The 24,080-nt window shown below is 63.1% G+C and carries 21 protein-coding genes; 6 read left to right on the plus strand and 15 right to left on the minus strand.

The features are described from left to right. The 3 genes from ACE3PP_RS15725 to ACE3PP_RS15735 all read right to left on the minus strand — a co-directional run. A partial coding sequence (locus tag ACE3PP_RS15725; protein WP_374383967.1) for an MFS transporter occupies positions 1-1,017 on the minus strand: 1,017 nt, incomplete at its 3' end. A 14-nt stretch (positions 1,018-1,031) separates the two neighbouring features. Then, complete coding sequence (locus ACE3PP_RS15730; RefSeq protein WP_374383969.1) at positions 1,032-2,459, minus strand: winged helix-turn-helix domain-containing tetratricopeptide repeat protein; 1,428 nt, start codon at positions 2,457-2,459, stop codon at positions 1,032-1,034. Positions 2,460-2,526: 67 nt separating this feature from the next. Beyond that, a complete protein-coding gene (locus ACE3PP_RS15735; protein ID WP_374383971.1) occupies positions 2,527-2,796 on the minus strand; it encodes a hypothetical protein in 270 nt (89 codons plus the stop codon). A 272-nt stretch (positions 2,797-3,068) separates the two neighbouring features. Here ACE3PP_RS15735 and ACE3PP_RS15740 point away from each other — a divergent pair, with 272 nt between their 5' ends. Then, entirely contained in the window at positions 3,069-3,638 is a 570-nt protein-coding gene (locus ACE3PP_RS15740) for a hypothetical protein (protein ID WP_374383973.1), read from the plus strand. Between the two features lie 5 nt (positions 3,639-3,643). Here ACE3PP_RS15740 and ACE3PP_RS15745 read toward each other — a convergent pair whose 3' ends face one another. Beyond that, entirely contained in the window at positions 3,644-4,453 is an 810-nt protein-coding gene (locus ACE3PP_RS15745) for a class III extradiol ring-cleavage dioxygenase (protein WP_374383975.1), read from the minus strand. Positions 4,454-4,790: 337 nt separating this feature from the next. On the opposite strand from ACE3PP_RS15745, the gene ACE3PP_RS15750 reads away from it, so the two are divergent. Next, the gene (locus ACE3PP_RS15750; RefSeq protein ID WP_374383977.1) at positions 4,791-5,747 is read left to right on the plus strand and encodes a hypothetical protein; all 957 of its coding nucleotides are present in this window, start codon (positions 4,791-4,793) and stop codon (positions 5,745-5,747) included. On the opposite strand, the gene ACE3PP_RS15755 is transcribed toward ACE3PP_RS15750, so the two are convergent. Genes ACE3PP_RS15755 through ACE3PP_RS15795 form a run of 9 tightly spaced genes read right to left on the minus strand, consistent with a single transcriptional unit; the run spans position 5,744 to position 14,167 of the window. Then, positions 5,744-6,172 carry an iron-sulfur cluster assembly scaffold protein gene (locus tag ACE3PP_RS15755; RefSeq protein ID WP_374383979.1) on the minus strand — a complete coding sequence of 143 codons (429 nt, stop codon included), beginning with the start codon at positions 6,170-6,172 and terminating at the stop codon, positions 5,744-5,746. The two genes, ACE3PP_RS15750 and ACE3PP_RS15755, sit on opposite strands and share 4 nt — an antisense overlap. Then, positions 6,169-7,794: an NTP transferase domain-containing protein gene (locus tag ACE3PP_RS15760; RefSeq protein WP_374383981.1), complete on the minus strand. Its 1,626-nt coding sequence runs from the start codon at positions 7,792-7,794 to the stop codon at positions 6,169-6,171. Before ACE3PP_RS15760 ends, ACE3PP_RS15755 begins: the two co-directional genes overlap by 4 nt. Continuing rightward, positions 7,791-8,465, minus strand: coding sequence for an XdhC family protein (locus tag ACE3PP_RS15765; protein ID WP_374383983.1), 675 nt, complete (start codon positions 8,463-8,465; stop codon positions 7,791-7,793). The genes ACE3PP_RS15760 and ACE3PP_RS15765 overlap by 4 nt, the downstream gene beginning before the upstream one ends. Beyond that, a complete protein-coding gene (locus ACE3PP_RS15770) occupies positions 8,462-8,782 on the minus strand; it encodes an XdhC family protein (protein ID WP_374383985.1) in 321 nt (106 codons plus the stop codon). Before ACE3PP_RS15770 ends, ACE3PP_RS15765 begins: the two co-directional genes overlap by 4 nt. After that, on the minus strand, positions 8,782-9,990 hold the full coding sequence (locus tag ACE3PP_RS15775) for a VWA domain-containing protein (protein ID WP_374383987.1): 1,209 nt from the start codon (positions 9,988-9,990) through the stop codon (positions 8,782-8,784). The genes ACE3PP_RS15770 and ACE3PP_RS15775 overlap by 1 nt, the downstream gene beginning before the upstream one ends. Positions 9,991-9,995: 5 nt before the next feature. Continuing rightward, a complete protein-coding gene (locus tag ACE3PP_RS15780; RefSeq protein ID WP_374383989.1) occupies positions 9,996-10,940 on the minus strand; it encodes an AAA family ATPase in 945 nt (314 codons plus the stop codon). Between the two features lie 31 nt (positions 10,941-10,971). Then, the gene (locus tag ACE3PP_RS15785) at positions 10,972-11,337 is read right to left on the minus strand and encodes a YdbL family protein (RefSeq protein ID WP_374383990.1); all 366 of its coding nucleotides are present in this window, start codon (positions 11,335-11,337) and stop codon (positions 10,972-10,974) included. Between the two features lie 18 nt (positions 11,338-11,355). Then, on the minus strand, positions 11,356-11,583 hold the full coding sequence (locus ACE3PP_RS15790; RefSeq protein WP_374383992.1) for a YnbE family lipoprotein: 228 nt from the start codon (positions 11,581-11,583) through the stop codon (positions 11,356-11,358). A 19-nt stretch (positions 11,584-11,602) separates the two neighbouring features. Beyond that, positions 11,603-14,167, minus strand: a complete 2,565-nt coding sequence (locus tag ACE3PP_RS15795; RefSeq protein ID WP_374383994.1) for a YdbH domain-containing protein — start codon at positions 14,165-14,167, stop codon at positions 11,603-11,605. 47 nt (positions 14,168-14,214) lie between these two features. Between ACE3PP_RS15795 and ACE3PP_RS15800 the strand changes: the two genes are divergently transcribed. After that, positions 14,215-14,508: a hypothetical protein gene (locus ACE3PP_RS15800; RefSeq protein ID WP_374383996.1), complete on the plus strand. Its 294-nt coding sequence runs from the start codon at positions 14,215-14,217 to the stop codon at positions 14,506-14,508. Between the two features lies 1 nt (position 14,509). Continuing rightward, a complete protein-coding gene (locus ACE3PP_RS15805) occupies positions 14,510-16,003 on the plus strand; it encodes an alpha/beta hydrolase (RefSeq protein ID WP_374383997.1) in 1,494 nt (497 codons plus the stop codon). Between the two features lie 69 nt (positions 16,004-16,072). On the opposite strand, the gene ACE3PP_RS15810 is transcribed toward ACE3PP_RS15805, so the two are convergent. Further along, positions 16,073-18,190: an HD domain-containing phosphohydrolase gene (locus ACE3PP_RS15810; protein WP_374383999.1), complete on the minus strand. Its 2,118-nt coding sequence runs from the start codon at positions 18,188-18,190 to the stop codon at positions 16,073-16,075. A gap of 312 nt (positions 18,191-18,502) precedes the next feature. On the opposite strand from ACE3PP_RS15810, the gene ACE3PP_RS15815 reads away from it, so the two are divergent. Further along, entirely contained in the window at positions 18,503-19,072 is a 570-nt protein-coding gene (locus ACE3PP_RS15815; RefSeq protein WP_374384001.1) for a transglutaminase-like cysteine peptidase, read from the plus strand. A 142-nt stretch (positions 19,073-19,214) separates the two neighbouring features. After that, positions 19,215-20,480, plus strand: a complete 1,266-nt coding sequence (locus ACE3PP_RS15820; protein ID WP_374384003.1) for a hypothetical protein — start codon at positions 19,215-19,217, stop codon at positions 20,478-20,480. Between the two features lie 49 nt (positions 20,481-20,529). Here the strand turns inward: ACE3PP_RS15820 and ACE3PP_RS15825 are convergent, their stop codons facing one another. Beyond that, positions 20,530-23,685, minus strand: coding sequence for an Rne/Rng family ribonuclease (locus ACE3PP_RS15825; protein WP_374384005.1), 3,156 nt, complete (start codon positions 23,683-23,685; stop codon positions 20,530-20,532). Between the last annotated feature and the right edge of the window lie 395 nt (positions 23,686-24,080).

The following is a 24,080-nucleotide window of genomic DNA, read 5'->3' on the forward strand; positions in this document are numbered from 1 at the left end:
CGCGTAGTCGGCTGGACCGAACAGCGCCAGCGGCAGTGTCGCCCGGGCAATCGATTCAAGGCCGATGCCGGCGCCGTAAAAGACCAGCGTCGCCGCGACCAGTGGAAATCCCAGCCATAGGGACCCAAGTCCCAGCACCACACAGAAAACCGAGGCAAGCTTTGTCCAAATCGGATGATGATACTTGCCGATGAGACTTTCGATGAAACGCGCGCCGACCTGCGACGGGCCCACAAGGGCGCCAAGCGCAACCGCACCGGCAAGCGAAATGCCGTCAGCCTGCAGAATGGTGAGCAGGTGAATCGAGATCACAGTCGATAGCGCCGCCGACAGCAGGGTCGTGAGCCCCAGCAGAATGAAGAGCCCGCGCGACGGCACCGTTGCCGCGGATGCTTCTGCAATCGGCGCCGGTTCGGTTGGCGGCTGCGCACCTTCTTTCGGGACGGCGAACAGGTAAAGCGGCAGTGTGATACCGAGATGAACGGCCGTGAAAGCGAAACAGGCGCCGCGCCAACCCAGATGCTCGACAAAGAAAGCAGCGAGCGGCCAGCCCAGGGTGCTCGCGAACCCGCCGAAAAGCGTCAATGCGGTGATGAGGTTCCGCGCGCCATGACCGTAGAGCCGTCCCAATGTCGAGAAGGCCGGATCATAGAGACCGGCCGCCATGCCCAAGCCCATGATGATCCAGGCGGCAACGAAGACGACAATATTCGGTGCCAACCCCATGACGAGAAGCCCCAGGGCGAAAAGCAGGCTGCCGGCAATGAGAACGGGCCTGCCGCCGCGCTGCTTGATGATGTGTCCGATGCGCGGGGCGACGAGACCTGCGGCCAGAAGGCCCAGCGACAGGCCAGCAACGATCCACGACAGCGACCAGCCGGTGTCTGCTGCGACCGGTGCCGCCAGAACCGCCAGCAGATAGTAAGACGATCCCCAGGCAAGGATCTGGGTCACGCCGAGGACCGGGATCAGGAAGCGGGGCGATCGGCGCGGATCGGGCCGGTCAGTGGTGGGCAAGATCGAAACGCTCCTCAACTCGCCACAGTCATGGCCAAGGCGATACCTTCGCGCAGGTGTGCGACATCGGCATCATGTTCATAGCTGATGCCCACCAGCGCATAGTGCAGCGGGTCGAAGTTTGGCTCAGTGCGGCGCATCCGGTCAATGCAACCGCGCGCGGTTTCTAGATCGCCGGCTTTGGCGCAGCAGGCGGCAAGCTTGGCGAGCGTCCAAGGTGTAAGGGTGGGCAATCGTCCCAGGCAGGCCGCTGCCTCTCGGTATTCGCCTAGTGAATAGAGCGCCGTCGCCCGGTCGAAATGATACCAGGGCGGATGCATCGGGTTGATGCGCATGGCTCGCTCGATCCAAGCGAGGCCATCCATTGGTCGCCCGCGAATGGTGCGCAGAAAGCCGGTTTGCGCCATCATGTCGGCATCGTAGGGGTTGAGTTCCAGCGACCGCTTCTGGGCATGCTCGGCGCCATCGAATTTGCGCAGATAGATCTGGATGAGAGCCAGAATGCGATGACAGCGCGGCTCTTCCGGGTCCAGCGTCACGGCGCGTGCGGCATCATCCTCGGCTTTGTGCAAGATGTCCGCCGGCGCCGAGGCATAGCCGTGAATGATGATCTCGGCGAGTGCGGCATAGGCCAGCGCCGGCGCATAGGCCGGATCTTTCTCAAGAGCGGCAGCGAAATGCATACGCGCCGCCAGATTGTCATCCATCGTGTAGCCGCGCAGGCGGGCAACACCTTGCAGGAACAGGTCGTAGGCAGCCAGCGATGCCGGCGGTTTGCGCGCTGCCGCGCTCCTGCCGGCGTCCTCGATGCGGGCCACGACCCTGTTGACGATCTGATGGGCGATCTCGTCCTGCAGGGCAAAGATGTCGGTGCCCTTGGCGGCGAACTGGTCACGCCACATCTGCCGTGCCGAAGCGGCGTCGATCAATCCCACAGTCACGGCGACGCCATCGGTATCGCGGCGCAGGCGACCATCGACCAGATATTGGGCGTTCAACTGCCTGCCGACGGCTTGCCAGTCTGGAAAGTCACCGGCCGCGGCCGCAAAAGTCGAATGGCGCGCCAGCACGGATACAGTGCGGAAACGAGCCAGCCCATTGATGATATCTTCGCCGAACCCATCGACAAAGGCGGTATCAGCCTCGGCTCCTTCGTTGCGCAGGCGCAGCACTGCGACACTCGGTTGTGCGCTGGGCTGGGTCGAAGCGCTTGCCGTATTCCCGGCATGGAGCAGGTAGCCGCGACCTGGCACGGTGCGCAATAGTTGGGCATCTGTATCGCCCAGCGCCTTGCGCAACTCGCGGACACATTGGGTGAGTGAATCCTCGCTGACATGGACGTTGCGCCAGACGGCGTCCATCAACTCGGCCTTGGGCACGACGCGGTCCAGATGCTGGGCAAGATGGGCCAGCAGCAGGTGCGCCTTTGGTCTCAGCAGCAAAGGCTCTTCGGCCCCGATCAGGACGCCGCGCGCAAGGTCGAAGGTGAAGCTGCCGAACCGGTGGATACTATCCGGGCCGGCGGCCGAGGGCGGGGGATCGGAAAACGGTGTCCTCGGCGCCACGGTAGCGGGTGACCTTCCTGCACATCGCCCTGGTCAGGTCAGTCAAATGGTGAAGGAGCGGTTTGGCAACGGAAAAGTCGGTTGCACGTATTTCCGGCCCGTCTCCGGCTGGCTGAATTGAAAGCTGGTCGAGGTAGCAGGCCGGCCCAGTCGCCCCCGGCAGGTTGCCGAGATTGGCGGTCAAGACCTCGAACGCATCGTGCTGGGCGATCATGGCGAGTTCTCCTGGGGGCGTGATTGGGCGAGGATGCCTGAAATAGGCCCATGCCGTCCTGAGGGGCTCCTGAATTTTTGCTGAATCCAGCGCCGCGGCGCCCTCCCGGCAGCCGCACGATCGCTCACTATCATTAAGTGGGCTCAACATGGCGTTGCAGGCTTAGAATGGGCCGGGAAGCGGTTGTGCGCGCCGTCATAGCGGGGGGGCGTCGGCCAGTTTAGATTGTCGACAGTGGATTTCGTCGATGACGATCAAAGGACTTGTCGACCATGCGCTACTTGAAATTTCTGTCGCTCACGATGCTCCTGGGCCTTGCAGCCTGTTTCGTGCAGCATCCGCAACTGATCGGCGTTGCCGAGAAGGCCGCCCCTGGCGCCTGGAGTGGGGCCTGGGTGGCGGAGCCGAACCGGGACGGTGAGGAACCAGGTTTCTTTCACGTGACCGACGTGAATCCTGCCCAGGGCGTGTTCCAGGTCGAAGAGGCCGATGCCGACGGCAATCCGGTGGGCGCCCAGATGGAAATGCATCTGCGCCGCGTCGGCGACCAGCTTTTCCTGGACGTGCGCTCGGATGCCGATGGGCCGTGGATGCTGTTCGTGGTCGACGAAGCCGCGCCGGACAAGATCGTGCTTGCCTGGAAGCCGGCAGCCGCGCCGTTCGAAAAGGCGATTGCCAAGGGCGATTTCAATGCCAAGCTCAGCAAGAATGCGGATGGCGATGTTTCAGAGATCGTCTTTCCCGCACTCACCGACAAGGAAGCGGCAACGCTGGCAAAGACCTGGCGCGACCTGTTCGTGGCCGAGCGGATCACGCTGAAGCGCTTCGTCGTCGCCGACTAAGCGCTTCAAGCAGCTGCATCAAAGCGGAAACTTGAAGCGGTGATGGCGCCGAAGACCGTGTTTTCGTGATAGACGCAGGTCGCCTTGTCGTCATGGGCGGCCCCCACCGCCACCATCAGCGGAATGAGATGTTCTTCCCGCGGATGTGCCAAACGCGCTGCCGGCGCCTTGCTCCAGGCGAGCAGGCCGGCCTCGCGTGCCGCCGGTGCCGCGCCGACGATGGTTTCCTGCAGCCAATTGTCGAAGGCGGCAGACGGGGCGGCGCCCTGCGGTCCCATCAGGCGCAGATTGTGGAAGCTGAAGCCACTGCCGACGATGAGGATTCCCTCCTGCCGCAACGGCGCCAGGGCACGGCCGAGTTTCAGATGCTCGGCCGGATCTAGATTTCCCTTGAGTGCCACCTGGATCACGGGAACGTCGGCCTGCGGATACATGACGGCCAGCGGTGCAAAGGTGCCGTGATCGAAGCCGCGATTGGGGTCGAGCCGCGTCGGCAATCCGGCGGCGGCGATGAGGTCTGCAACCCGCTGTGCCAGTGCCGGGTCGCCCGGCGCCGGATAGACGATGTCGTAGGTGTAATCGGGGAAGCCGAAATAGTCGTAGACCATCGGCGGGCGCGGGCTGCTCATGACCGCGAACGCATCTTCTTCCCAATGGCCGGAGATCATGAGCACGGCCTTCGGCTTGGTGCCGATTTGGCGGGGCATGTCCTGAAGCGACAATTCCAGCCCATGCAGCATTTGGCGCCAATCATCCAGCCAGGGCCAAGGGCCGCCGCCATGCGAGATGAAATAGGTGGGAAGGCTCTGGGTCATGACGTGCGCGATCCTGAAGGTGAAGTAAGTGAAAGGTACGCCTTTGCCGGAGCGCTATCGAGTGGGTGCAGCGCAACAGACTATTCACCATTTGGAAACGTCGCTTTGGCTTGTCGGTAAATCACATCAGGGGAGGGCGGTGCATCTAAAGGATGCAATGCATGCAACTTGGATTTCATATTACAACTTTTGAGTGAATCTAGATCGGCATTCCTATTTTCCGCGACTTTTTCCCGATTTCTGTTAGGATTTGCTTTAGTCTTATTCGTGTAAAATTTTATCTATATTCTTCCTAATCTGTGTGGATCGGTCGCTCGGGGCGGCTTTTGGGGGTTCCATGGGGGTTATAGAGCCGCGCTCGCAGATCGAGGTCTCGGTCATTAAGAATCTGAGCGATCTGACGCAAGCCATGGATATTCGGTCGGTGGTCTTCGTGGGCGAGTATGGCTGCACCGAAGACGAGGAATTCGACGGCAACGATTTCAGCGCGACGCAGATCATCGCCAAGGTCGGCGGCAAGCCGGCGGGTACGATGCGCCTGCGCTATTTCGCTGATTTCGTGATTCCCGAACGCTTGGCCGTCCTGCCGGCTTTCCGCAAAGGTCGCTATGGCGATCGGGGTGTCGCCTATGCGCTGGCGACCTTTGGCTTCAAGCTGGCGCGCATGAAGGGCTATCGCCGCTTCATCGGCTATTCGGTGGTGGGCCTCGAGCAATTCTGGGACCGTGTCGCAAAGGCGAGTGGGGGCAAGGTCGACCGCTTCGGCGATCACCCCATCGAATGCAGCGGTTCCACCTGCATTGGCGTGTTCGGCTCGCTGGAACCGATGCCGGGCGCCATCCATCCGCGCGAACATCACGAGGTCCTCACGGCCTGCGAGGCTGAGATTCCCCAGCATGTCATGCAGAAAGCCGAGATGCTGCAGACGCTGTCGAGCGATGCGCTGCTGGTTGAACTATCCAATCCGGGCCGCCGTGCCAGCGATCATCGCGCCACCGACCTGCGCGCTGGGATGCGTGCGGAAGGCCGGCAGGAAGATCGTCGCGCGACCGATCGGCGCGCCAGTGATCGGCGCGGCAATGACCGTCGCGCAGGCGATCGCCGTATGTCCGATCGGCGGCAGGAAAATCACTTTGGCCTAGACGGTATTCTCGGCCAGGACCAACGCTTCGTCGAGCGGCGCATGGGCGATCGACGCGCTGGGGACCGGCGCGCTGCAGACCGTCGCATGGGCGATCGGCGCTGCGCCGTCCAGGCGGACCATTTGCTGGTCGCGGCGGCACCAGCCGCCTAGGATGCGTCGCCGGCCGGAAGCCCGGCCAGCGCCTTTTCCAGGGCTTCAAAGGGCAACAGAACGCAGTCACGGCGCGATTTGGCGCTTTGCACGGGCGTGAAGATCGCCATGCCGGGTTCCGGCGCCGGCGCTCCTTCCTTCATCATGCGGCGCATGGCGTTGACCATTTCCTTGACGACCTCAGGCGATTTCTGCGGTGCCCATTCGGCGATTGCCGCCGCCGCCGCCTCGCACAGCAGACACCCCTTCACATCGTGGCCCACCGCCCCGATCGATCCATCGGCGACGTCGAGGTCGATCGTCACCCGGTCGCCGCAGAGCGGGTTGTCGAGCCGCGCGCTTGCCGTGGGTGACGCCAGGCGGCCTTTGCCGACGGCGGACCTGGCCTTCGCCACCAAGGCCTCGTGATAGAGAGCGTGGGTCATGGTGCGACCCCGGTCAGCAATTGCTGATAGGCTTCGGGCGTATCGACATCCATGAAGATTTCGTGTGGGTCGGCCGGAATCTCTGCCACCAGTTCGGCATTGGTGCCGATGATATGGCGTGCCCCCACGTCGCCTTCCAGCTGCAGCATGTCGGCGAAGAAGCGGCGGTCGAACAAGACCGGGTTGCCGCGCTTGCCGTCTGCCACGGGCAGCACGATGGCGCGCCCTTCAAGCGGCTGATAGGCGGCGATCAGGCGTTTCAGCAGGTCGACCGAGACCTGCGGCATATCGCCGAGAATGACAAGCGCCGCATCGCATTCCGCCGAAAGCGCGCGGAGGCCAGCCTTCAACGATGCCGCCATGCCGGTTGCATGGTCCCTGGCTTCCACCATCTTCACACCGGGGCGGGCCCCCAGCGCGTCTTTCACTTTCCCGGCCTGATGGCCGGTGACCACGACCGTTTCCGAAAAGCCGATCTCGGCGACCTTGTCGAGGACATGGGCGACGATGGGCTTGCCGCTCCAATCGAGCAATAATTTGTTGCGCCCCATGCGGCTCGACTTGCCCGCCGCAAGGACAAGGGCTGCGACACGCGATCGGGCAGCTTGTGGCCGGCTTTCACGTGGCAGCGGCCGGGTCGGGATATCCGCCAATAGTCCGCCGACGCCGAGCGCACGGATATCGTTGCTGCCGAGCGCAAGGCCGGCCAGAAGGCGCGCGATCACCCAGTCGCACCCGTTGGGCCGGGGCGATCGGGCACAGCCGGGGAGGCCCAGCACCGGCACCCCGCCGATCTCGGCCAGGAGCAGTAGATTGCCGGGATCGACCGGCATGCCGAAATGGAGAATGTTGCCGCCTGCAGCCGCAATCGCCGCCGGAATGACGTCGCGCCGATCGCTGATCGCCGAAGCGCCGACGATCAGGATCATCTCGGCACGGGCAGTCAACGCACGGTCGATTTCGGCGCGCAAATCGGCCTGATTGTGCCCCGTGCGGGCTTGAGAAGGAGCCCCTTGCCCGAAGCCCGCCAGGCGATCGGCGGTGATGCGCTCGGTCTTCTCAAGGACACTCGGCTTGATGCCCGGCAGTTCGGTCTGGATGAGGGCGATGCGGTGCGGCCGGTAGGGGTGGAGGCGCAGCAGGGGCGATGCTCCGACGAGCCGCACCAAGGCCGCCTGCAGCACCTTTTCCGGCACCGAATAGGGAATGATCTTCAAGGTTGCCGCCATCTGCCGCGCCTCGACGGCACTCATCGGCGCAAGGGTGGCAAGCGTCACGGCTTCGTCGACACTGTTGAAGGCATCGATTGCGTCTCGGTCGACCTCCAGCACACCGGCATGCGCGGCATGGATATTGACGCGACCGGCGAAGGCGGTGTCGAGGGTCAGGTTGGGATCGGCACCGACCAAGGCTTCGGCCAGGCGCCGGGCCGCTTCGTCTTCGCCGACATCGCCCGCTTCTAGCTTTGCCACGGCAATGCGCTGATGGCCCGCTGCGCGCAAGGCATCGATATCGGCGCTGGTGAGGAGACGGCCCTTCTTGAACATCTCAGCGCCGACGCGCTGACTGTGGGCGAGGATGGCGCCCATGCATTCGCCGAGCGGCAAATCGGCGAAGATCATCGCGCGGTCGGCCTGTTGTGGCGGGCCGCGGTCAACTGGGCGAGGACGGAAAGACCGATCTCGGCCGGGGATTTGGCGCCGATATCGAGGCCAGCGGGCCCGTGGATGCGCGCGATCTCCGCATCGGTGAAACCGTGTCCGAGCAGCCGTTCGACCCGGGTCGCATGTGTCTTCTTGCTGCCCAGCGCGCCAATATAGAAGGCATCGCTGCGCAGCGCGACGACCAGCGCCGGGTCATCGAGCTTGGGATCGTGGGTGAGCGTCACGACCGCTGTGCGGCTGTCGGGCTTCAACGCCGTCAGTGCTTCATCCGGCCAATCCTGCGACAGGATCGTGCCTGGAAAACGCTCGGCGGTCGCAAAGGCGCCGCGCGGATCGACGATCACCACTTCGTAGCCGGTAAGGGTCGCCATCGGCGCGAGGGCCTGGGTGATGTGAACGGCACCGATGATGATGATCCGCGCCGGCGGGTTGCGCACGAGGGCAAAGCAGCGCCGACCGTCGATGGTCAACTCGCCGCTCTTGTCGGCGGCGATGGCGGTAGCCAAGTCGCCTGTGGCATCCGCAAGCGCCACGACTTGCTGCGTTCCGCTCGCCAGATCGGTGACGAGGGCGGCAGGCTTCCGGTCGGCGATGAGATCGGAGAGCTGATCGATCAGTGACAGCTTCATTCGACGCGCTCGACATAAATCTGCAGCTTGCCGCCGCAGGCAAGGCCCACTTCCCAGGCCTGTTCGTTGGTGATGCCGAAATCGAGGAGGCGTGGTTTCCCCTCCGCCATGATCTCCATGGCTTCGCGCACCACGGCGCCTTCGACGCAGCCGCCCGAGACCGAACCCAGCATGCGGCCGTCACCATCGACGATCATCTGGCTTCCAGCCTGGCGGGGGCTGGAACCCCAGGTGGCTGTCACGGTGGCGACGGCAACCTGCCGGCCGGCACGTTTCCAGTCGGCGGCGACCAGCAGCAAATCTTCTTCCCTATGCATCAGGCGGCCCTCATTTCCAGGCGCGACGAGGCGGATTGGCCCAGTGCGCGCGTCAAGTCCTGCATGGATGCGAGATTATGGATGGCGCGGAAATCGTCAACATGGCGGATCATCACGCGGGGGCCCTGGCTGATCGGCTGGTAGGCATCAAAGCGCAGCAACGGATTGAGCCAAATGAGGCGCCGGCAGGATTTGTGCAGCCGTTCCATCTCGGCATTCAACACTTCGATCTGGTCGCGGTCCAGCCCATCGGTGATGAGCAGGACGATGGCACCTTGCCCCAGCACCCGGCGGCCCCATTTGCGGTTGAAGTCGGCCAAAGATGGCCCGATCCGGGTGCCGCCCGACCAATCCTGCACATGCTTCGAGACCCGGTCCAGCGAGATGTCGATGTCGCGGGCCTTGAGATCGCGCGTGATGTTGGTGAGCCGCGTCCCGAACAGGAAGGTATGAACCCGGTCGCGGTCGCTGGTGACGGCATGGAGAAAATGCAGAAAGAGCCGTGAATAGCGGCTCATGGAACCGGAAATGTCGCACAGCACGACCAGTGGCGGATGCCGACGCTTCTGCGATTTGAGCTTCAGCGGAATGGTGCCGGCACTACGCAAGCTTGCCCGCAAGGTGGCGCGCAGGTCGACGCGTCGGCCGTTCGGATCGGCGCGGAACCGGCGCGTCGGCACTTCCATGATCGGCAGTCGAAACGCCTTGATCAGCTTCTTGGCCTCCAGCAACTCGGTGGCTGTCATGCGCTCGAAATCCTTGGCCTGCAGGAGTTCGCGTTCGGAATAGGTAAGGCTGGCGTCGATCGTTACCTCTTCCTCGTCCGACGGCTCCGGCGCCTGCTGTGGCCGGTCGCCGGCCAGTGCATCGGCAACCCGGGGCGAAAGCTCCGCCTCGTCCTCGCGCGGTGCCTCGTCTTTGAAGCGGGGCAACAGCAGACCCAGCACTTTGTTGAGCAGCTGCGGGTTGCGCCAGAAGACGTGGAAGGCCTGATCGAAGATCTCGCGCTGGTCGCGCCGGTTGACGAAGACCGCATGGAGCGTCCAATAGAAATCGCTACGATTGCCGATGCCGGCGGCCTTCACGGCGGCTATGGCATCGAGCACTTTGCCGGGGCCGATCGGCAGGCCGGCCCCGCGCAGCACGCGCGCGAAATGCATAATGTTCTCGAAAAGGCGGCTGTCGCGGGATGCTGCGCCGGTGCTCATGCCGCTCACAGCCGGTGGGCGGATGCCTGGATGCGCGCCTGGCTGATCTCCTGGCGGATCTCGTCGAGGATCTTGGCGGCCTCGGTGCCACGGATCTTGATGATATCGTCCTGATACTTGAGCAAGGCGCCGAGGCTGTTGTCGATCACCTCAGCCGCCAGCGAGGTCTGGTCGAGCTGGATCAGCGCATCGGCCCAGTCGATCGTCTCGGCAACGCCCGGCAGCTTGAACAGTTCCCGTCCGCGCAGCTTCTGTACGAAGGCGACGACTTCCTCGGCCAGATCGCGCTCGGCCGCCGGCACCTTGGTGCGCAGGATTTCAAGCTCCCGCGCGGCCGTCGGATAGTCGACCCAGTAGTAAAAGCAGCGACGCTTGATCGCGTCATGAATCTCGCGCGTACGGTTCGACGTGATGACGACCAGGGGCGGCTCGGCGGCCTTCACCACACCGGTTTCCGGAATGGTCACCTGGAAGTCCGACAGGATTTCCAGCAGGAAGGCCTCGAACGGCTCATCGGTCCGGTCGAGTTCGTCGATGAGGAGGACCGGCGGGCCTTTGGGGTTTGGCTCCAGGGCTTGGAGAAGGGGCCGTTTGATGAGGAAGCGCTCTGAGAAGATATCGGCCGCAATCTTGCCTTTGTCGTCTTCATGCGCCGCCTCGGCCAGGCGGATCTCCAGCATCTGCCGGGCATAGTTCCATTCATAGACGGCAGCGGCGACGTCGAGCCCTTCATAGCATTGCAGGCGCACCAGATCGCGGCCCAGCGTCTCACTCAGCACCTTGGCGATCTCGGTCTTGCCGACCCCGGCCTCGCCTTCCAGGAACAGCGGGCGCTTCAGCTTCAATGCCAGGAAGACGGCCGTCGCCAGGGCGCGGTCAGCGATATAGCGGCCCTCGCCGAGGAGAGCCAAGGTTTCGTCAATATCGCGCGGTAGCGGGCGCTCTGTCATGGCCGGGCGTCCCCCTCCAAGCCGATGCGGGTTACTTGGTCTTCCAGGCGCCGGTGGCGTCCATGTAGTACATGCCGGGCTGCAGGATTTCGCGGATGATCTTTTCAGCGGTGATGGCGCCGATCTGCTCGACCGGGACGCCCTTTTCGGCCGCGATCTTCTGATAGGCGACGCGGCGCTTGTCGTTGATGTCCTTGACCAGATTTTTGACGTTGGCCGGGGCGTTGGAATCGACCAAGGCAACATAGCCATCGGCACGTTCGCCGACGAGGCCGGCAGCGCGTGCATCGTCAAGGGCGTCGGCACGGGCCGGCATGCTTGTGACGGCCAGAGCCGCTATCACCATGAGGGTGGCGAGGAATTGGCCAAGGGATTTGCGCATGAACGAGCTCATCATGATGTTCTTCCGATCGTCTCAGAACAGATTGGGGTTCGACGAAACAAGGTTGTCGACATCCTTGTCGACCTTGATGCGAACCTCCTGCTCGATCTTGACGTTGAGGTTGATGACGATCGGCTTGTCCGGCGCCTCGACCTTCACGGTCGGATTGCAGCCGGCAAGAAGCGGGGCGCCGAGGAGCGAAACGGCCAGCAGGGGCGCTGCGATGCGCGCTGCCGGAAGCATGGGACGATCTGTCGACATTGGATCCTTCTTCAACCCCTCAAGGCGAGATCTTCTCTAATTGCTGCTGGATCATATCCGGCACCTTATATCCGGCCAAGCCCTCCTTCAGGGCCTGATCGAGCCGACCTTCGACCGACAGGTTGAATTCGACAGGATAGCCGTCATAGAAACTGGGATTGCGCCCGGCGATGTGCAAGCCCAGCACGACATCCCCCGTCAGGTTCCGGGTCAGATCCAGGATCAATTTTTCGTAATGGAAGTCGGATAGAGCCTCCAGCGCCATGGCGACGGATTCGCCGGCGCTCTGCAGGGCAAGCGGCGCCTGGGCACGGTCATAGCGCAGGACGCCGGGAGCTGTAGCGGCCAGCTTGGCGTCCGGAATGGCAATGCCGCCTGGGAAGATGGTGACGGGGACCGCACCGGAAATAGCCCCTTCGCCGGTGAGGCCGGCAATGCCCAGCGTGTCGAAAAGCTCGCCCACGGAGATGCCGTCGACCTTGAGAAGGAGATTTTGCGCCGGCGCGTCGAAACTGAGGGTTGCCGGGTCCAGCGTCACCTTGCCGCCCGCCATGTCGAGCCGCGATTCGGCAAGATCGAGACGCTTGCCGTCGCTGACCTTGAAGCGGAACAGGGCATTGGTGAGCGGTAGTCCGATATCGGCCAGCTCGACCGCAACCGCTTGATCGGGCTTGGTCGAAAGCGGCCAGGGGCGGTCGATCTCCAGCACCGAATTGACATTGGTGAGCTGGACTGGGCCGACCTTGCCGGAAAAATTCTTCAGGGCAAATTTGAGGTCGGAGGTGAGGGCGGCGCCGTTGAACGCAACCGGTCCTTCCAGCTCGACACGACCGCTGACATTGTCGAGATAGTCGCGTGCTGCCGGGAACAGGTTGTAAGGCTGCAAACCGCCGTCGACGAAGTCGATCGGTGCCAGTTTCAGGTCGACCGTTCCCGAGAATTTGGTCAGATCGACCTTTCCGTTGGCCGACAGATCGAGCGGCTGGCCGTCGCCCTTGAAATGTGCCTTGAAGCTGGCCATGTCGCCTTGCAGCGTCGCATCTGCTTCGGCCGCAACGGGCGTGAAGGCGCCGAGGCCGGCAAGCGCACCGGTCTTCATCTTGGCGGCCAGAATGCCTTTGTCGTCCTGCGTCAAGGCAAGTGCCACTTGGCCCAGCGTCAGGCCGCGCAAGGGGGCCGCAACCTGCGCGCCTTTGACGTCAAGCGCATAGGTCAGCGATGATCCGGTGGCATAGTGCCCGTTGAGTTTGGCTTCTGGCATGGCGATGAGCAGTCGTTCACCACTGGCCATCGGTTCGACGCCGAATGTCGATTTGCCCATCGCAAGCGTGAAATCCGTGGCGAATCCATCCTGGTCGAGTTCGGCATGCAGCTTTGTGGCATCGTCACCTTGCACCGAAAAAACGGGCTTGGTCAGGGACATCGCTGCCGCGGTAAGATCGACCCGATCGGCCACAAGGGAGGCGTTTTTGCCGATCGTGATGTCGATCACCGTTCGCGCAGCTTCCCGCTGCGCGGCAATGACAAGCGGCAGGCTGGCCTTGGCGCGCGTTAATTTGACCGCCGGCAATTCGATATTGCCGCCCTCGATCATCAGGTCCAGGTCACCTTGAGCGCTTTGGTCGCCGGAAAGAGGGGCGAGGCGCAGATCGCCGCTGAGCTTCGCTGCCAATTCGGTGCCGAGACCACCTCTCACATCGCCGGCGATTTTGTCGAGCGTCAGCCAACCGTCGCCATAACTTGCCATGCCGCTGAGTTCACCATCGAGCGGTGCGGCCAAACCGGGATGGGCGAAGCCTTGTGCCGTCAGCGACCAGTCGGCCAGCGCCAGCGGCACCGCTTCGCCCGCTGCCGGCTTTTCCGGCATGCGCAGATGCGCCTCGATTTTAACATTGCCCGCAGTCGGCTGCGCCTGACCGAGCAACGACCAGAGCGCCGAACGCGCGTCCAGATTGAGCGTCAGGTCACCGATCGGCGGTTTGCCGCCTGGTGTCAGCGGCGCGGCGAGGCTGATGTCGAGCTGTGCGAAGTCCTGCTGTTCGCGCAAGGTGAACTGGGCAATGACGGCTTGTGCATTGAGGTTCGCCTGGCCGCTGCCGGTGATGAAGCCGGCCGGTGAGGAAAGGCCGATCTCGATCGACTTGATCAGGATGTTGGGAAGGGGCGCGGCTTCGCCATCCGCATCGCCGGGGGCGCTCGCAAATGCCCGCAAGCGATCGACAAGCGGGTCAAGTTCGCCAAGGCTGATGCCAGTTTCGCGGCTCCGATCGTAGCGGGCGAGGAGGGCGATGCGGCCGATCTCGACCGATTCCAGCCGGCCGCTAAGGGGATCGTAAGCAAGGCCGATGTCTTCGACCACCAGATCCCGCTGCGCACCCAGAATGAGCCGGTCGATATGCGACGCGCGCCAATCCACTTGCGCGACGCCGAGATCGACGGGCACTCCCAACTCGCGGGTCAGCAACCAGGGGCCGGCGCGATTGACGAGTTCCAGGCGGAAAAAGACCGCCAATCCCACCGCAACCAGCAGGACGAGGACAAGGCGCAGGATCGCTGGGACGATGCGCCGCCGCTTCGGACGCATCGCTGCTGGCCGGGCTGCCGCGGGGGGCAGTTCGTTAGGTGAATCCGATGGCGCCATCCCTGCAACTTTTCCCGCCAAGGACCTGCCGATTTCGGCCGGTCGTTGACGACTGGTTCGTGCCTTTCGGCCAGTCTAGCTTCCGATGCGCGGCTTTGCTACCGGACCGGGTGCAAATCGTGGTGGATCAGGCTTGCGGCAATGCCGGCAAATCCGCCAATGTTGCGGGCCGCCCGGCATGGTCGGTGTCGTTCGGTTCTTCTGAAGGTAACAATGCCGCCCAATCGCTGGTTCCCCTGTCGGTTCATTGGCTTGCTGGTGATCGGCAGTGCTGGACTCATTGAAATGGCCACGGCCGAGGCCGCGCCGCCCAGGTTGCAGGAAACGACCTGCTGGTTCGATGCGCCCAAGGACCTGACCGTCGATTGCTATCGTCTGGACGTGGCCGAAACCCGGTCCTTTGACCGCGCCGTCGGTCCGGGCAAAGTGCTCAGTCTGCCGGTCGTCATCATCCGCTCGGATACCGGCAAGGAAGTGCGGCACCCGGACCCTGTCATCTATCTTGCGGGTGGGCCCGGCGACGGTGCCTGGCTTGACCGCGACCGCATCGGCTGGTGGTGGGATTTCGTGGCTGCCACGGATTGGGCGCACAAGCGGGACCTCATTCTCTTCGATCAGCGTGGTTCCGGGCTGGTCGAACCGCGCATCGATTGCCCCGAAGTCGAACACATCGCGCTCGACCTTCTGGCGACGACGGACGAGGTGGCGGCAACGCAAATACAGCAGAAAGCGGCGACGGCCTGCGCGAAGCGCTTGGTGGGCGAAGGGTTCAATCCCGGCGCCTATACCAGCCGCGATGGCGCGGCCGACCTTCATGACCTCTTTGCTGCCCTGAAAGTCCCGGCTTGGAACGTCTACGGCCTTTCCTACGGGACGCGGCTTGCGCTCGAATATATGCGCAACTATCAGCAGGACATCCGCAGCGTCATGCTCGATTCCGTCCTGCCACCCGAGGCGCAGTTCATGGAAGACGATGCGGCAACCACCGAACGTGCCTTCCGCATGGTGTTCAGAGCCTGCGAGCGGCAAGCGAAGTGCCATGATGCTTATGGCGATCTTGAAAGCCGCCTCACTAAGCTGGTGCAGAAGCTCAACATGTCGCCGCGCAAGGTATCGCGACCCTCTCCCGAAGGTGATGGTGTGATCGAGGTGATGATCGACGGCAACATGCTCATCAGCCGCCTTTTCAATCTTCTCTATAACCGGGCCGACATCGAGATCGTGCCGCAGCTGATCGATATCTACGATCGCTGGCTGGAACCGGAAGTCGGACACGATCTCGACACTTATATCGCCGATTATGTCGGACGCGAGGATTTTGGCGATGCCATGTTCATGGCCGTGCATTGCCAGGAAGAAGTCCCCTTCAACGATATGGCGGCAGCTATGGCAGCCTATCGCCGCTATCCGCTTCTGGCCGGCCTCGCCGTCGGTGGCGAGGCGGGGAGTTTCGCTGCCACATGTGACAGTTGGCGTGCCGCCTTGCCGGCTCAGCCCCTACGCGCCAGCGATACTCAGCCGGTGGTCAGCGATCTGCCCACCCTGGTTCTGAGCGGTCTCTTTGATCCGGTCACGCCACCGGTCTATGGGCGGATGGCCGCCTCGCATCTGGTCAATGGCTTCTATCTGGAATTTGATGGGCTCGGCCACGACCTTCTCGGCAATGACGCATGCGCCAATCGGATCGCCGATCTCTTTCTCGACGATCCGGCGACACCGCCGCGCGATACCTGCCTCGGTCAATCGGCCCCGCCGGATTTCGCCCTGCCTGTCAAATGAGAAACCTCACCAAATGAGAAACCCCGCCCAAACGGGGGCGGGGTTTCGTTTCAGTCACGCTGGCAACGGCTATTTTTCCAGCTCGCTGCGGCCACCATGATTGTCGAGATAATTGACGAGGGCGGCGACGACGCGGCGGTCGAAGGCCTTGCCGGCACCCTTCATTAGATTCTCGATCGCGTCATCGACCGAAAGGGCCGAGCGGAAGGCGCGGTTGCTGATCATGCCGATAAGAGCATTGGCGACGGCGATGACGCGGGCTGTGACGACGATATTGTCGCCGGCAAGGCCCGTTGGCTGGCCGGACCCATCCCAATGCGCCTGGGCTTGGCGCAGCGTGAGGACGACCGGACCGTCGAACTCGATCCCCTGCAGCAGATCGGCGCTGGTCTGGATCGAATTCTTGATCATGTCGCGCTCGGCATCGGTCAGCTGGCCGGTCTTGGACAGGACCTCCTGCGGGATCAGGATCTTGCCGAGGTTGAGCAAGTTGCCGGCGATATCGGCGGTTTCGACTTCGACCTCGGTCAGTCCCATCTCTTTCGCTACAGCGCGCGCCACCTGGGCAACGCGCGACGAATGCTGGGCGGCAAACGGGTCGCGCTTGTCGACCACGTCGACCAGTGTCTTCACCAGCTGATTGAGCGTGCGGGCACGCCGCTCGCGTTCGGTCACGACATCGGTGATATCGCGCTCGACGGTGAGGACCGATCGCGGCGTCCCTCCGGCATCTTTAAGGGGGATATGCTCGGACTGGACGACCTTCACCTTGCCGCTCTCTTCCAAGCGGGTGACGTTGGAAACCTCATGCCGCAGTTCGACTGCCTCGTGGCTGAGGGTGATATAGCGCTTGGCCGCCGCCGGCCCCAGCACGTTGGCGATAGGCTTACCGATCATCTCGGTGGTCGGAATGCCGGCCGCCTTCGATGCCTGGCTGTTGGCGAACTGGTACTGGTCCTTTTCATCCAGGATGAAGATTTGCGTCGGCTGGCTGTCGGTCACCAATTGCAGCAGGTTTTTTTGGCTTTCGAATTTGGTCGCCATCTGCTGTGCCTGCTGGGCGGCAAGGCTGGCGCGGCGCGACGAACCATGCCGCCAGACGGCGATGATGATGACACCAACCAGGGCCACCGCCAGCAACAGGTAGATGGTCAGGTTGCGGAAGCGCGCCTCGGCAGCTCCCAGCGCCTCGTCGTATCCGATGGCATAGGAGAGGGTCCAGGGCACCTGGGTGAAGCTGCGGCCCGTGACCAGGACTCGGTCGCCCGAAGCGTTGCGCTTGTCGGTCGCGAAGGCGCCGGGCTTCTGGGCGGCAAAGGCGGTATCGAGGTCAGGCGTACCGGCATCGAGTTCAACCTTGAGCGGCTTGCCACCCACATCCGGCGACAAATAGGTGATCTTGCCGTCCTTGAGTCGGACCAGCGTCGACCGGGCCGTGCTGCTGGTTTCGCCCGGCTGGCGCAGCAGCGGGAAGATTTCGGCGCCGACTTCCTTAACGCCAAGGACGATGCCGATCTGGCTCGCCTGGGCGCCCTCGCTTTGGGCAGCAAGGATCGGGACGACGAAGGCCATGCTGGGATTGCCCCGGCCGTTGAGCGACATATCGCTGATGGCGCGTTGCCCTTGCGCCTGCGACGAGACGAAAGTCTGCAAATCGCCGCTAAAGGGTGGAGCACCGGGCGAAGCCGCGACGACCTTGCCCTTGTCGTCGACGATCATCAGGCCGGCATAGCCGGCCTCGGCCACATTGGCCGGGACGTCGCTGCTGCCAGCGGCCGGCATCGAAAAGCCGGTTCGGTCGGCGGTGACGGTCAGAAGGTTGCGCAGGTAATCCCGCAGGGCCTCGACTTGGTCGCTCTGTGTGGCATCACCTGCCATTTCGGCGATCTGGTCGGTATAGATCTGCAGGGACTCGTTCTTGGCCAAACCCGTCAATTCATCCAGCTGGCGATTGAGCCAACGGTCGATGTCGGTGAAGCGGCTGTCCGCGACAATGCCCATGCGCAGCTGCCACTGCGTCTCTTCGCGTTCACGCTCCTGGTCGACGAAATAGCTCACGGCCACCACGCCGATGATTGCGATCAGCGCCAGGATGATCGCGGGAAAGATCACCTTGAGGTCGAATTTGCTGGTGGATTCCTCGTGAAAGGTCGTGGTCGGGGTCGTCCCCGGAACTGGCTCGGCCACGTCAGATCTCCCCGTTCATGGTCGCTGAATCAATGGGTTGGCAGAAAGATTCAATTTGCTACATTAGCACGGTAATTTTGCGCCGCCAATCGAGCCTTTGGGGATGGCCAAAGTATCGCAACAGGGCCGGGGGCGCGGGGTGGTGGGCGGCGTTCGATCCGTCACACGCTACAGGCTAGTTTGGAGCCGGAACGAGGGGTGGGAGCTGGCATGATACCTGGGGGCAAGCCCGGGCGGAAAGGACCCAGGGTACGGTGCGCAAGCCGCCGTGCCGTTGGGATCGGCATGCTTTGCGCTAGCCTCCTTTTGTTTATGACGGCTGAGCCGGCTGCGGCCAGAACTTATCCGAAGATCTTCGGCTCCATCGAACTGCCGTCGAAGAATCTCAAAAAATTCCCGAAATGGCTCGATATGCTGGGCCGCTGGAAGGGCGGGGCGCCCTGCGAATCCGATACCTGTACGACAAAAGGCTGGAAGGGTTTGGTTGAAGACCTCAAGGGCAAGGACCGTCTGACCCAGATCAAGGAAGTCAACAAGCTCCTCAATTCCAAGAAATATATCCTCGATATCCGCAACTGGGGCGCTGAGGATTACTGGGCGACGCCGTTCCAGTTCTTGAAGAAGAATGGCGATTGCGAAGACTATGCGATTGCCAAGATGATGGCGCTGAAGGCATTGGGGATACCGATCGAGGATATGCGCGTCGTGGCGCTGCAGGATCTCAACCTCGGCATCGGCCATGCGGTGCTCATCGTTTATAATGGATCGGATGCGCTGCTGCTCGACAATCAGATCAAGACTGTTGTCCCAGCTAACACCATCAAGCACTACCAGCCCGTCTACTCGATCAACGAAAACGGCTGGTGGTTGCACAGGAGGTAGGGCGCGCCACCTAATTCTGGCGTATAAGGGTGGATAAGGAACGGATCGCTCCTCACAGGGGGAAATGGTCCGGCGTAGCAGTGGGGATGATTACCCTCTGTGTGCCCGGTAAGGGCTTGTAGAGGGACTTGGGGGCTGGGGTATGAACGAACGCGCCAAAGACGGACGCACCACCACGGACGAGGAACTGCTCGTCGATTTTGCCGAGCGGCTGGAGCGGCATCGTGCCGGGCGTCGCGCTGTGCAGATTCATCTGTCGCAATTGCGAACCTATCATCAGCGGCAGCACCACATCCGCATCGTCAAGCAGGTGCTGGAGCCGCTGGTCAAGCGCTTCGATGCCGGCATTTATCAGCTGTGGAACAATGATGTCATCGCCCTGACCAAGGGAGCGAGCGAGGAGGAAATCGACTTCTTCGTCCGTCATGTTAAGCAGATGTTCAAGGATGACCCGCTGTTTGCGCTGCCGCCGAGCCCGTCGCGGCGGCCGCCTGCCTTTGCCACCTGGTTCGACATCGAAGTTGAGTGGGAGCAGTTCGTCACCGTCGCGCGCGGGCTCCTCGAAGAACGGCGCAAGGCCAGCGCGCAGGCCGTCGCTGCGGCGAAGGCCGCCCCGCTTGAGGAGGGCAGGGGCCAGCTGATCAGCCCGGCCATTCTTGAGAAACTCGAAAAGGCCATCATCAATGCCGATCTTGCCAATGTGCTGCGGCGCCAGCAGGTCTTTGCGATCATTCCGGGCGCCAAGCCGGCGCCGATCCTGACCGAGCTTTTCTTCTCGATGCCCTATCTCGCCCAGACTGTGGCGCCGGGCTACAACATGACAGCCGACAAATGGCTGTTCCAGCATCTGGCGCGGGTGCTGGACGCGCGCATGCTGGCACTGATGCCGCGCCAGGACTATCAGCCGATGCTGAAGAATGCGAGCCTCAATCTGTCGCTCGCCACCCTGCTGACGCAGGAGTTTCTCGATTTCGATCGCGCCACCAACAACAAGGATCGCGGACCTCTCGCGGTTGAACTGCCGGCGATCGACTTCTTCAGCGAGCCGGAGGATTTCGCCTTCGCCCGCGATTTCCTGAAGGAGCGCGGCTACAAGATCATCCTCGACCAGGTGAAGCATCAGTTGCTGCCATTGCTCGACCGTGACCAGCTCAATGTCGATCTCATCAAGATCGTCTGGTCGCCGGCGCTCTATGACGATTGCGCGACATTGCACGAGGAGCGCTTGCAGAGCGCCATCGATCGCTTTGGCCGCGAACGCATCATTCTATGCCGCGTGGATTCCGAGCAGGGGCTTGAGATCGGCGGCAAGCTGGGCATCTCGCTGTTCCAGGGGCGCCTGCTGGATGCGATGGCACAGGGTAAATCGCCGGCATCGACTCAGCTTGCAGAAGCGAACAAGGCCTGATCCGGAAGGGATCAGGCCTTGCGCATTCAGCTACGTTCCACAGCGGCCGCTATTCGATCAGGCGGCGCCACCAGCCACGCTTCTTGGGCTGGTCCTCGCTTTCAACGCTCGCCACGGCCTCGCCGCTGTCCTTGACCTCGATGACCGTGACCGGCCGTTCTATCGCCGCGACTTCGGTCGCGGGTGCTGCCGGTGCCGCCGGTGCGCTAACGGCAACAGCCGCGGTCTGTTCCATTTCCGAATGGGCGTTCGTCCCGGTTTCGACGTCGCGATCGCGGCGCGGACGACGCTGACGGCGGGGCCGTTCGGCGCGCTCCTCCTCGACCTCACCGGCCGCAGGTGCTTCGGTGCTGGGATTTTCGCTGCGCCAAGCCGGCGGCAGGGCCGCTGCCTCGCTCGGCACATCCGGTTGTTCGCCAAGACCCGGAACGAAGTCAGCTTCAGCAGCCGCAGTTCCGTCATCGGCCAGGAACTGGCCTTCTTGAGCTTGACCATCCTGATTTGGGCCGTCCTGATTTGAGCCGTCCTGATTGCGGCGCGAGCGGCGGCGACCGCCCCGGCGGCCACGGCGGCGGCGGCGGCGCTGATCGTCGCCACCCTGGCCGCCATCGGCCTCGGCACCGTCATCGCCGTCGGCACCCTCGTCGTTTTCCTCGCTATCGTCCCCGTCATCGCCCGCGGCATCATCCGCGGGCAGGGTACGCGCTGCATCGGCCTCGTCGCCGACAGCAGATTCGCCTTCGCTGGGGGCCCCTTCGGACTGTTCGGTGAACTCGTCGGCCTGGAAGCGGCCACCCCGGCCCCGGCGCCGGCGGCGCCGGCGGCGGCCCTGGCGCTCGCCATTCTCGTCGCCCGCCGCGGCATTTTCCTCGCCGGCGGCATCGGTCGCCTCGGCATCGCTTTCGGCGGTCTCGGCCTCGTCGGTTTCCTCGACGTAATTCTCGTCTTCGCTTTCGTCGAAATCGATTTCGATGAGCTGCGGCTCGGGTGCCGGCGGCAATTCCTCGCCCGGGGCCAGCATCTTGATCCGTTCCAGACGATAGTCCGGCGGCGTCAGTTCGTCATCGGCGCTGAGGTAGATGCGCACGCCGCGCCGCAACTCCAACTGCGCCAGGGCATGGCGCTTCTGGTTGAGGATATAAAGGGCGACCGCGGACGGCACGAAGACCGTGACGCCGGCCGCCGCGTTGCGGGTGATCTCTTCCTCGACCATGCGCAGCACGTGCAAGGCGGTGGAATCAACCGACCGCATGCGCCCGGTGCCGTGGCAATGCGGGCAGAGTTCGGTCGAGGCTTCCTGCAAGCTCGCATGCAGGCGCTGGCGCGACATTTCCAGGAGGCCGAAGGACGAAATACGGCCGATCTGGATACGGGCGCGGTCGTTGCGGAGCGCATCCTTCATGCGGCGTTCGACTGCCGCATTGTTGCGCCCTTCATCCATGTCGATGAAGTCGATGACGATGAGGCCGGCAAGATCGCGCAGACGCAACTGGCGCGCCACTTCTTCGGCGGCCTCCAGGTTGGTGCGCAGCGCCGTCTCTTCGATGTTGCGCTCGCGGGTCGAGCGGCCGGAATTGACGTCGACCGCGACCAGCGCCTCGGTCTGGTTGATGACGATATAGCCGCCCGAGCGCAGATTGACGACCGGGTGGTGGATCGCCGCGATCTGGCTTTCGATCTGGTAACGCTGGAACAGCGGCAGCGACGGATCGCGGTAGAATTGCACGCGCTTGGCATGGCCGGGGGCCAGCATGCGCATGAAGGTGCGGGCCGATTTGAAGGCCTCGCCCCCGGCAACGACGATGTCGCCGATGTCGCGGGTATAGAGATCGCGGATCGAGCGCTTGATGAGGCTCGCTTCCTCGTAAATGAGGGCCGGCGCCGACGAACGCAGCGTGTTCTCGCGGATTTCGTCCCACAGGCGCAGCAGATATTCGAAGTCGCGCTTGATCTCGCTGCGCTGGCGTTCCATGCCGGCGGTGCGCACGATCACGGCCATGCCTTCCGGCGGATCCAGCTCGTCGACGATCGACTTCAGGCGCTTGCGGTCCGAAACCGACGTGATGCGGCGCGAGATGCCGCCACCGCGATCGGTGTTGGGCATCAGCACGCAATAGCGGCCGGCCAGCGACAGATAGGTGGTAAGGGCTGCACCCTTGTTGCCGCGCTCTTCCTTCGTCACCTGGACGAGGAGGATCTGGCGGCGCTTGATTACTTCTTGGATCTTGTAGCGGCGCAGGTGGCGCTGCCGGCGGCGGCGGTCGGAATCGTCTTCCTCTTCCTCCTCGTCCGCATCGTCGGCTTGGCTTGCTTCCTCGCCGCCGACGGTATCGATGACTTCCGGGGGCTGCGTCACCTCGACGATGTCGCCATGCGTTGCGGCTGGAACCTCGGCATCGATCGGGTCGCCGATCATGTCGTAAGCGGCATGGGTGGTGCCGGGGAAATCGACTATCTCGACCGGCGAGGCCGTGGCATCTTCCACAGGCGCATCTTCCACAGGCGCATTTTCCGCAGGCGCATCGACCGGCTCGCTGCGCAGGCTGTCATGACCTGCCGAGAGCGGCATGATCTGCGTCGCGGCCACTGGCTCGATGGTTTCGGCGATGTCACCGTGGTCGTCATGTTCCCGGTCGTCATGGTCCCGGTCATCATGTTCCGGGGCGTCATGCGCCAGCTCGTCTTCGGCATGATCAATTTCGTGATGATCATGATCGTCATGGTCATGGTCATCATGATGATCGTGGTCATGATCATCATGCTGGTCCTGGCCGGCCTCGATTCCGGCATCAAGCCCTTCGGCCCCAATATCTCCGGATTCCGTAGCCTCCGCCCCGGCGGCGCCCTCGGCGTTCTCCGGGCGGCGACCACGCCGGCGGCCGCGGCCGCGCCGCTGGCGCTGCTCTTCCTCGACCTCTTCCTCGATATCCTCGCGCATCAGCGCTTCGCGGTCGGCGACCGGGATACGGTAGTAATCGGGGTGGATTTCGCTGAAAGCCAGGAAGCCGTGGCGGTTGCCGCCATATTCCACAAAGGCAGCCTGCAGCGAGGGTTCGACCCTCGTTACCTTGGCGAGATAGATATTGCCTTTGAGCGGGTGCTTGCTGGCGACTTCGACGTCGAATTCTTCAAGCCGGCGTCCGTCCACCACCGCAACGCGGGTTTCTTCCGGGTGGGTGGCGTCGATCAGCATAATTTTGGTCATAGATGCAAAGCTCCGTGACGCGCCCAGCATCGATCGCTTGCACAGCAATCGGCGGCGCGAAAAGGGTTGGTGAATGGCAGGGTGGCGTCATGTCAACCTGTTGTTTGGGCTGCGAAACAAGCCTCGGCTCCGGTCCGTCTCAGGTCGGGAGCGACCTTGTTCCGCGCAAGCTTTTCCCTGGTTGCCGGCACGCTCCGTCGAATTTCACTTCGGAGCTCGATACCAAGACTTCCCAGGTTCGCGACCGACCACCGGCTCCGTCCCAGCCGGCTTGAGCGCTCGGTCGGGGACCGGCACAGGCGGTCGCGGACCGTCACCATACTGGCCATGATCCGGCAACACAACTGCAATTGGCCGGTGGGTGGTCAGGGGCAGGCTGATGGAGTGGTTAAAAT

Origin of the sequence: Dongia sp. (genome assembly GCF_041910485.1) — a bacterium.
Taxonomy (GTDB): domain Bacteria; phylum Pseudomonadota; class Alphaproteobacteria; order Dongiales; family Dongiaceae; genus Dongia.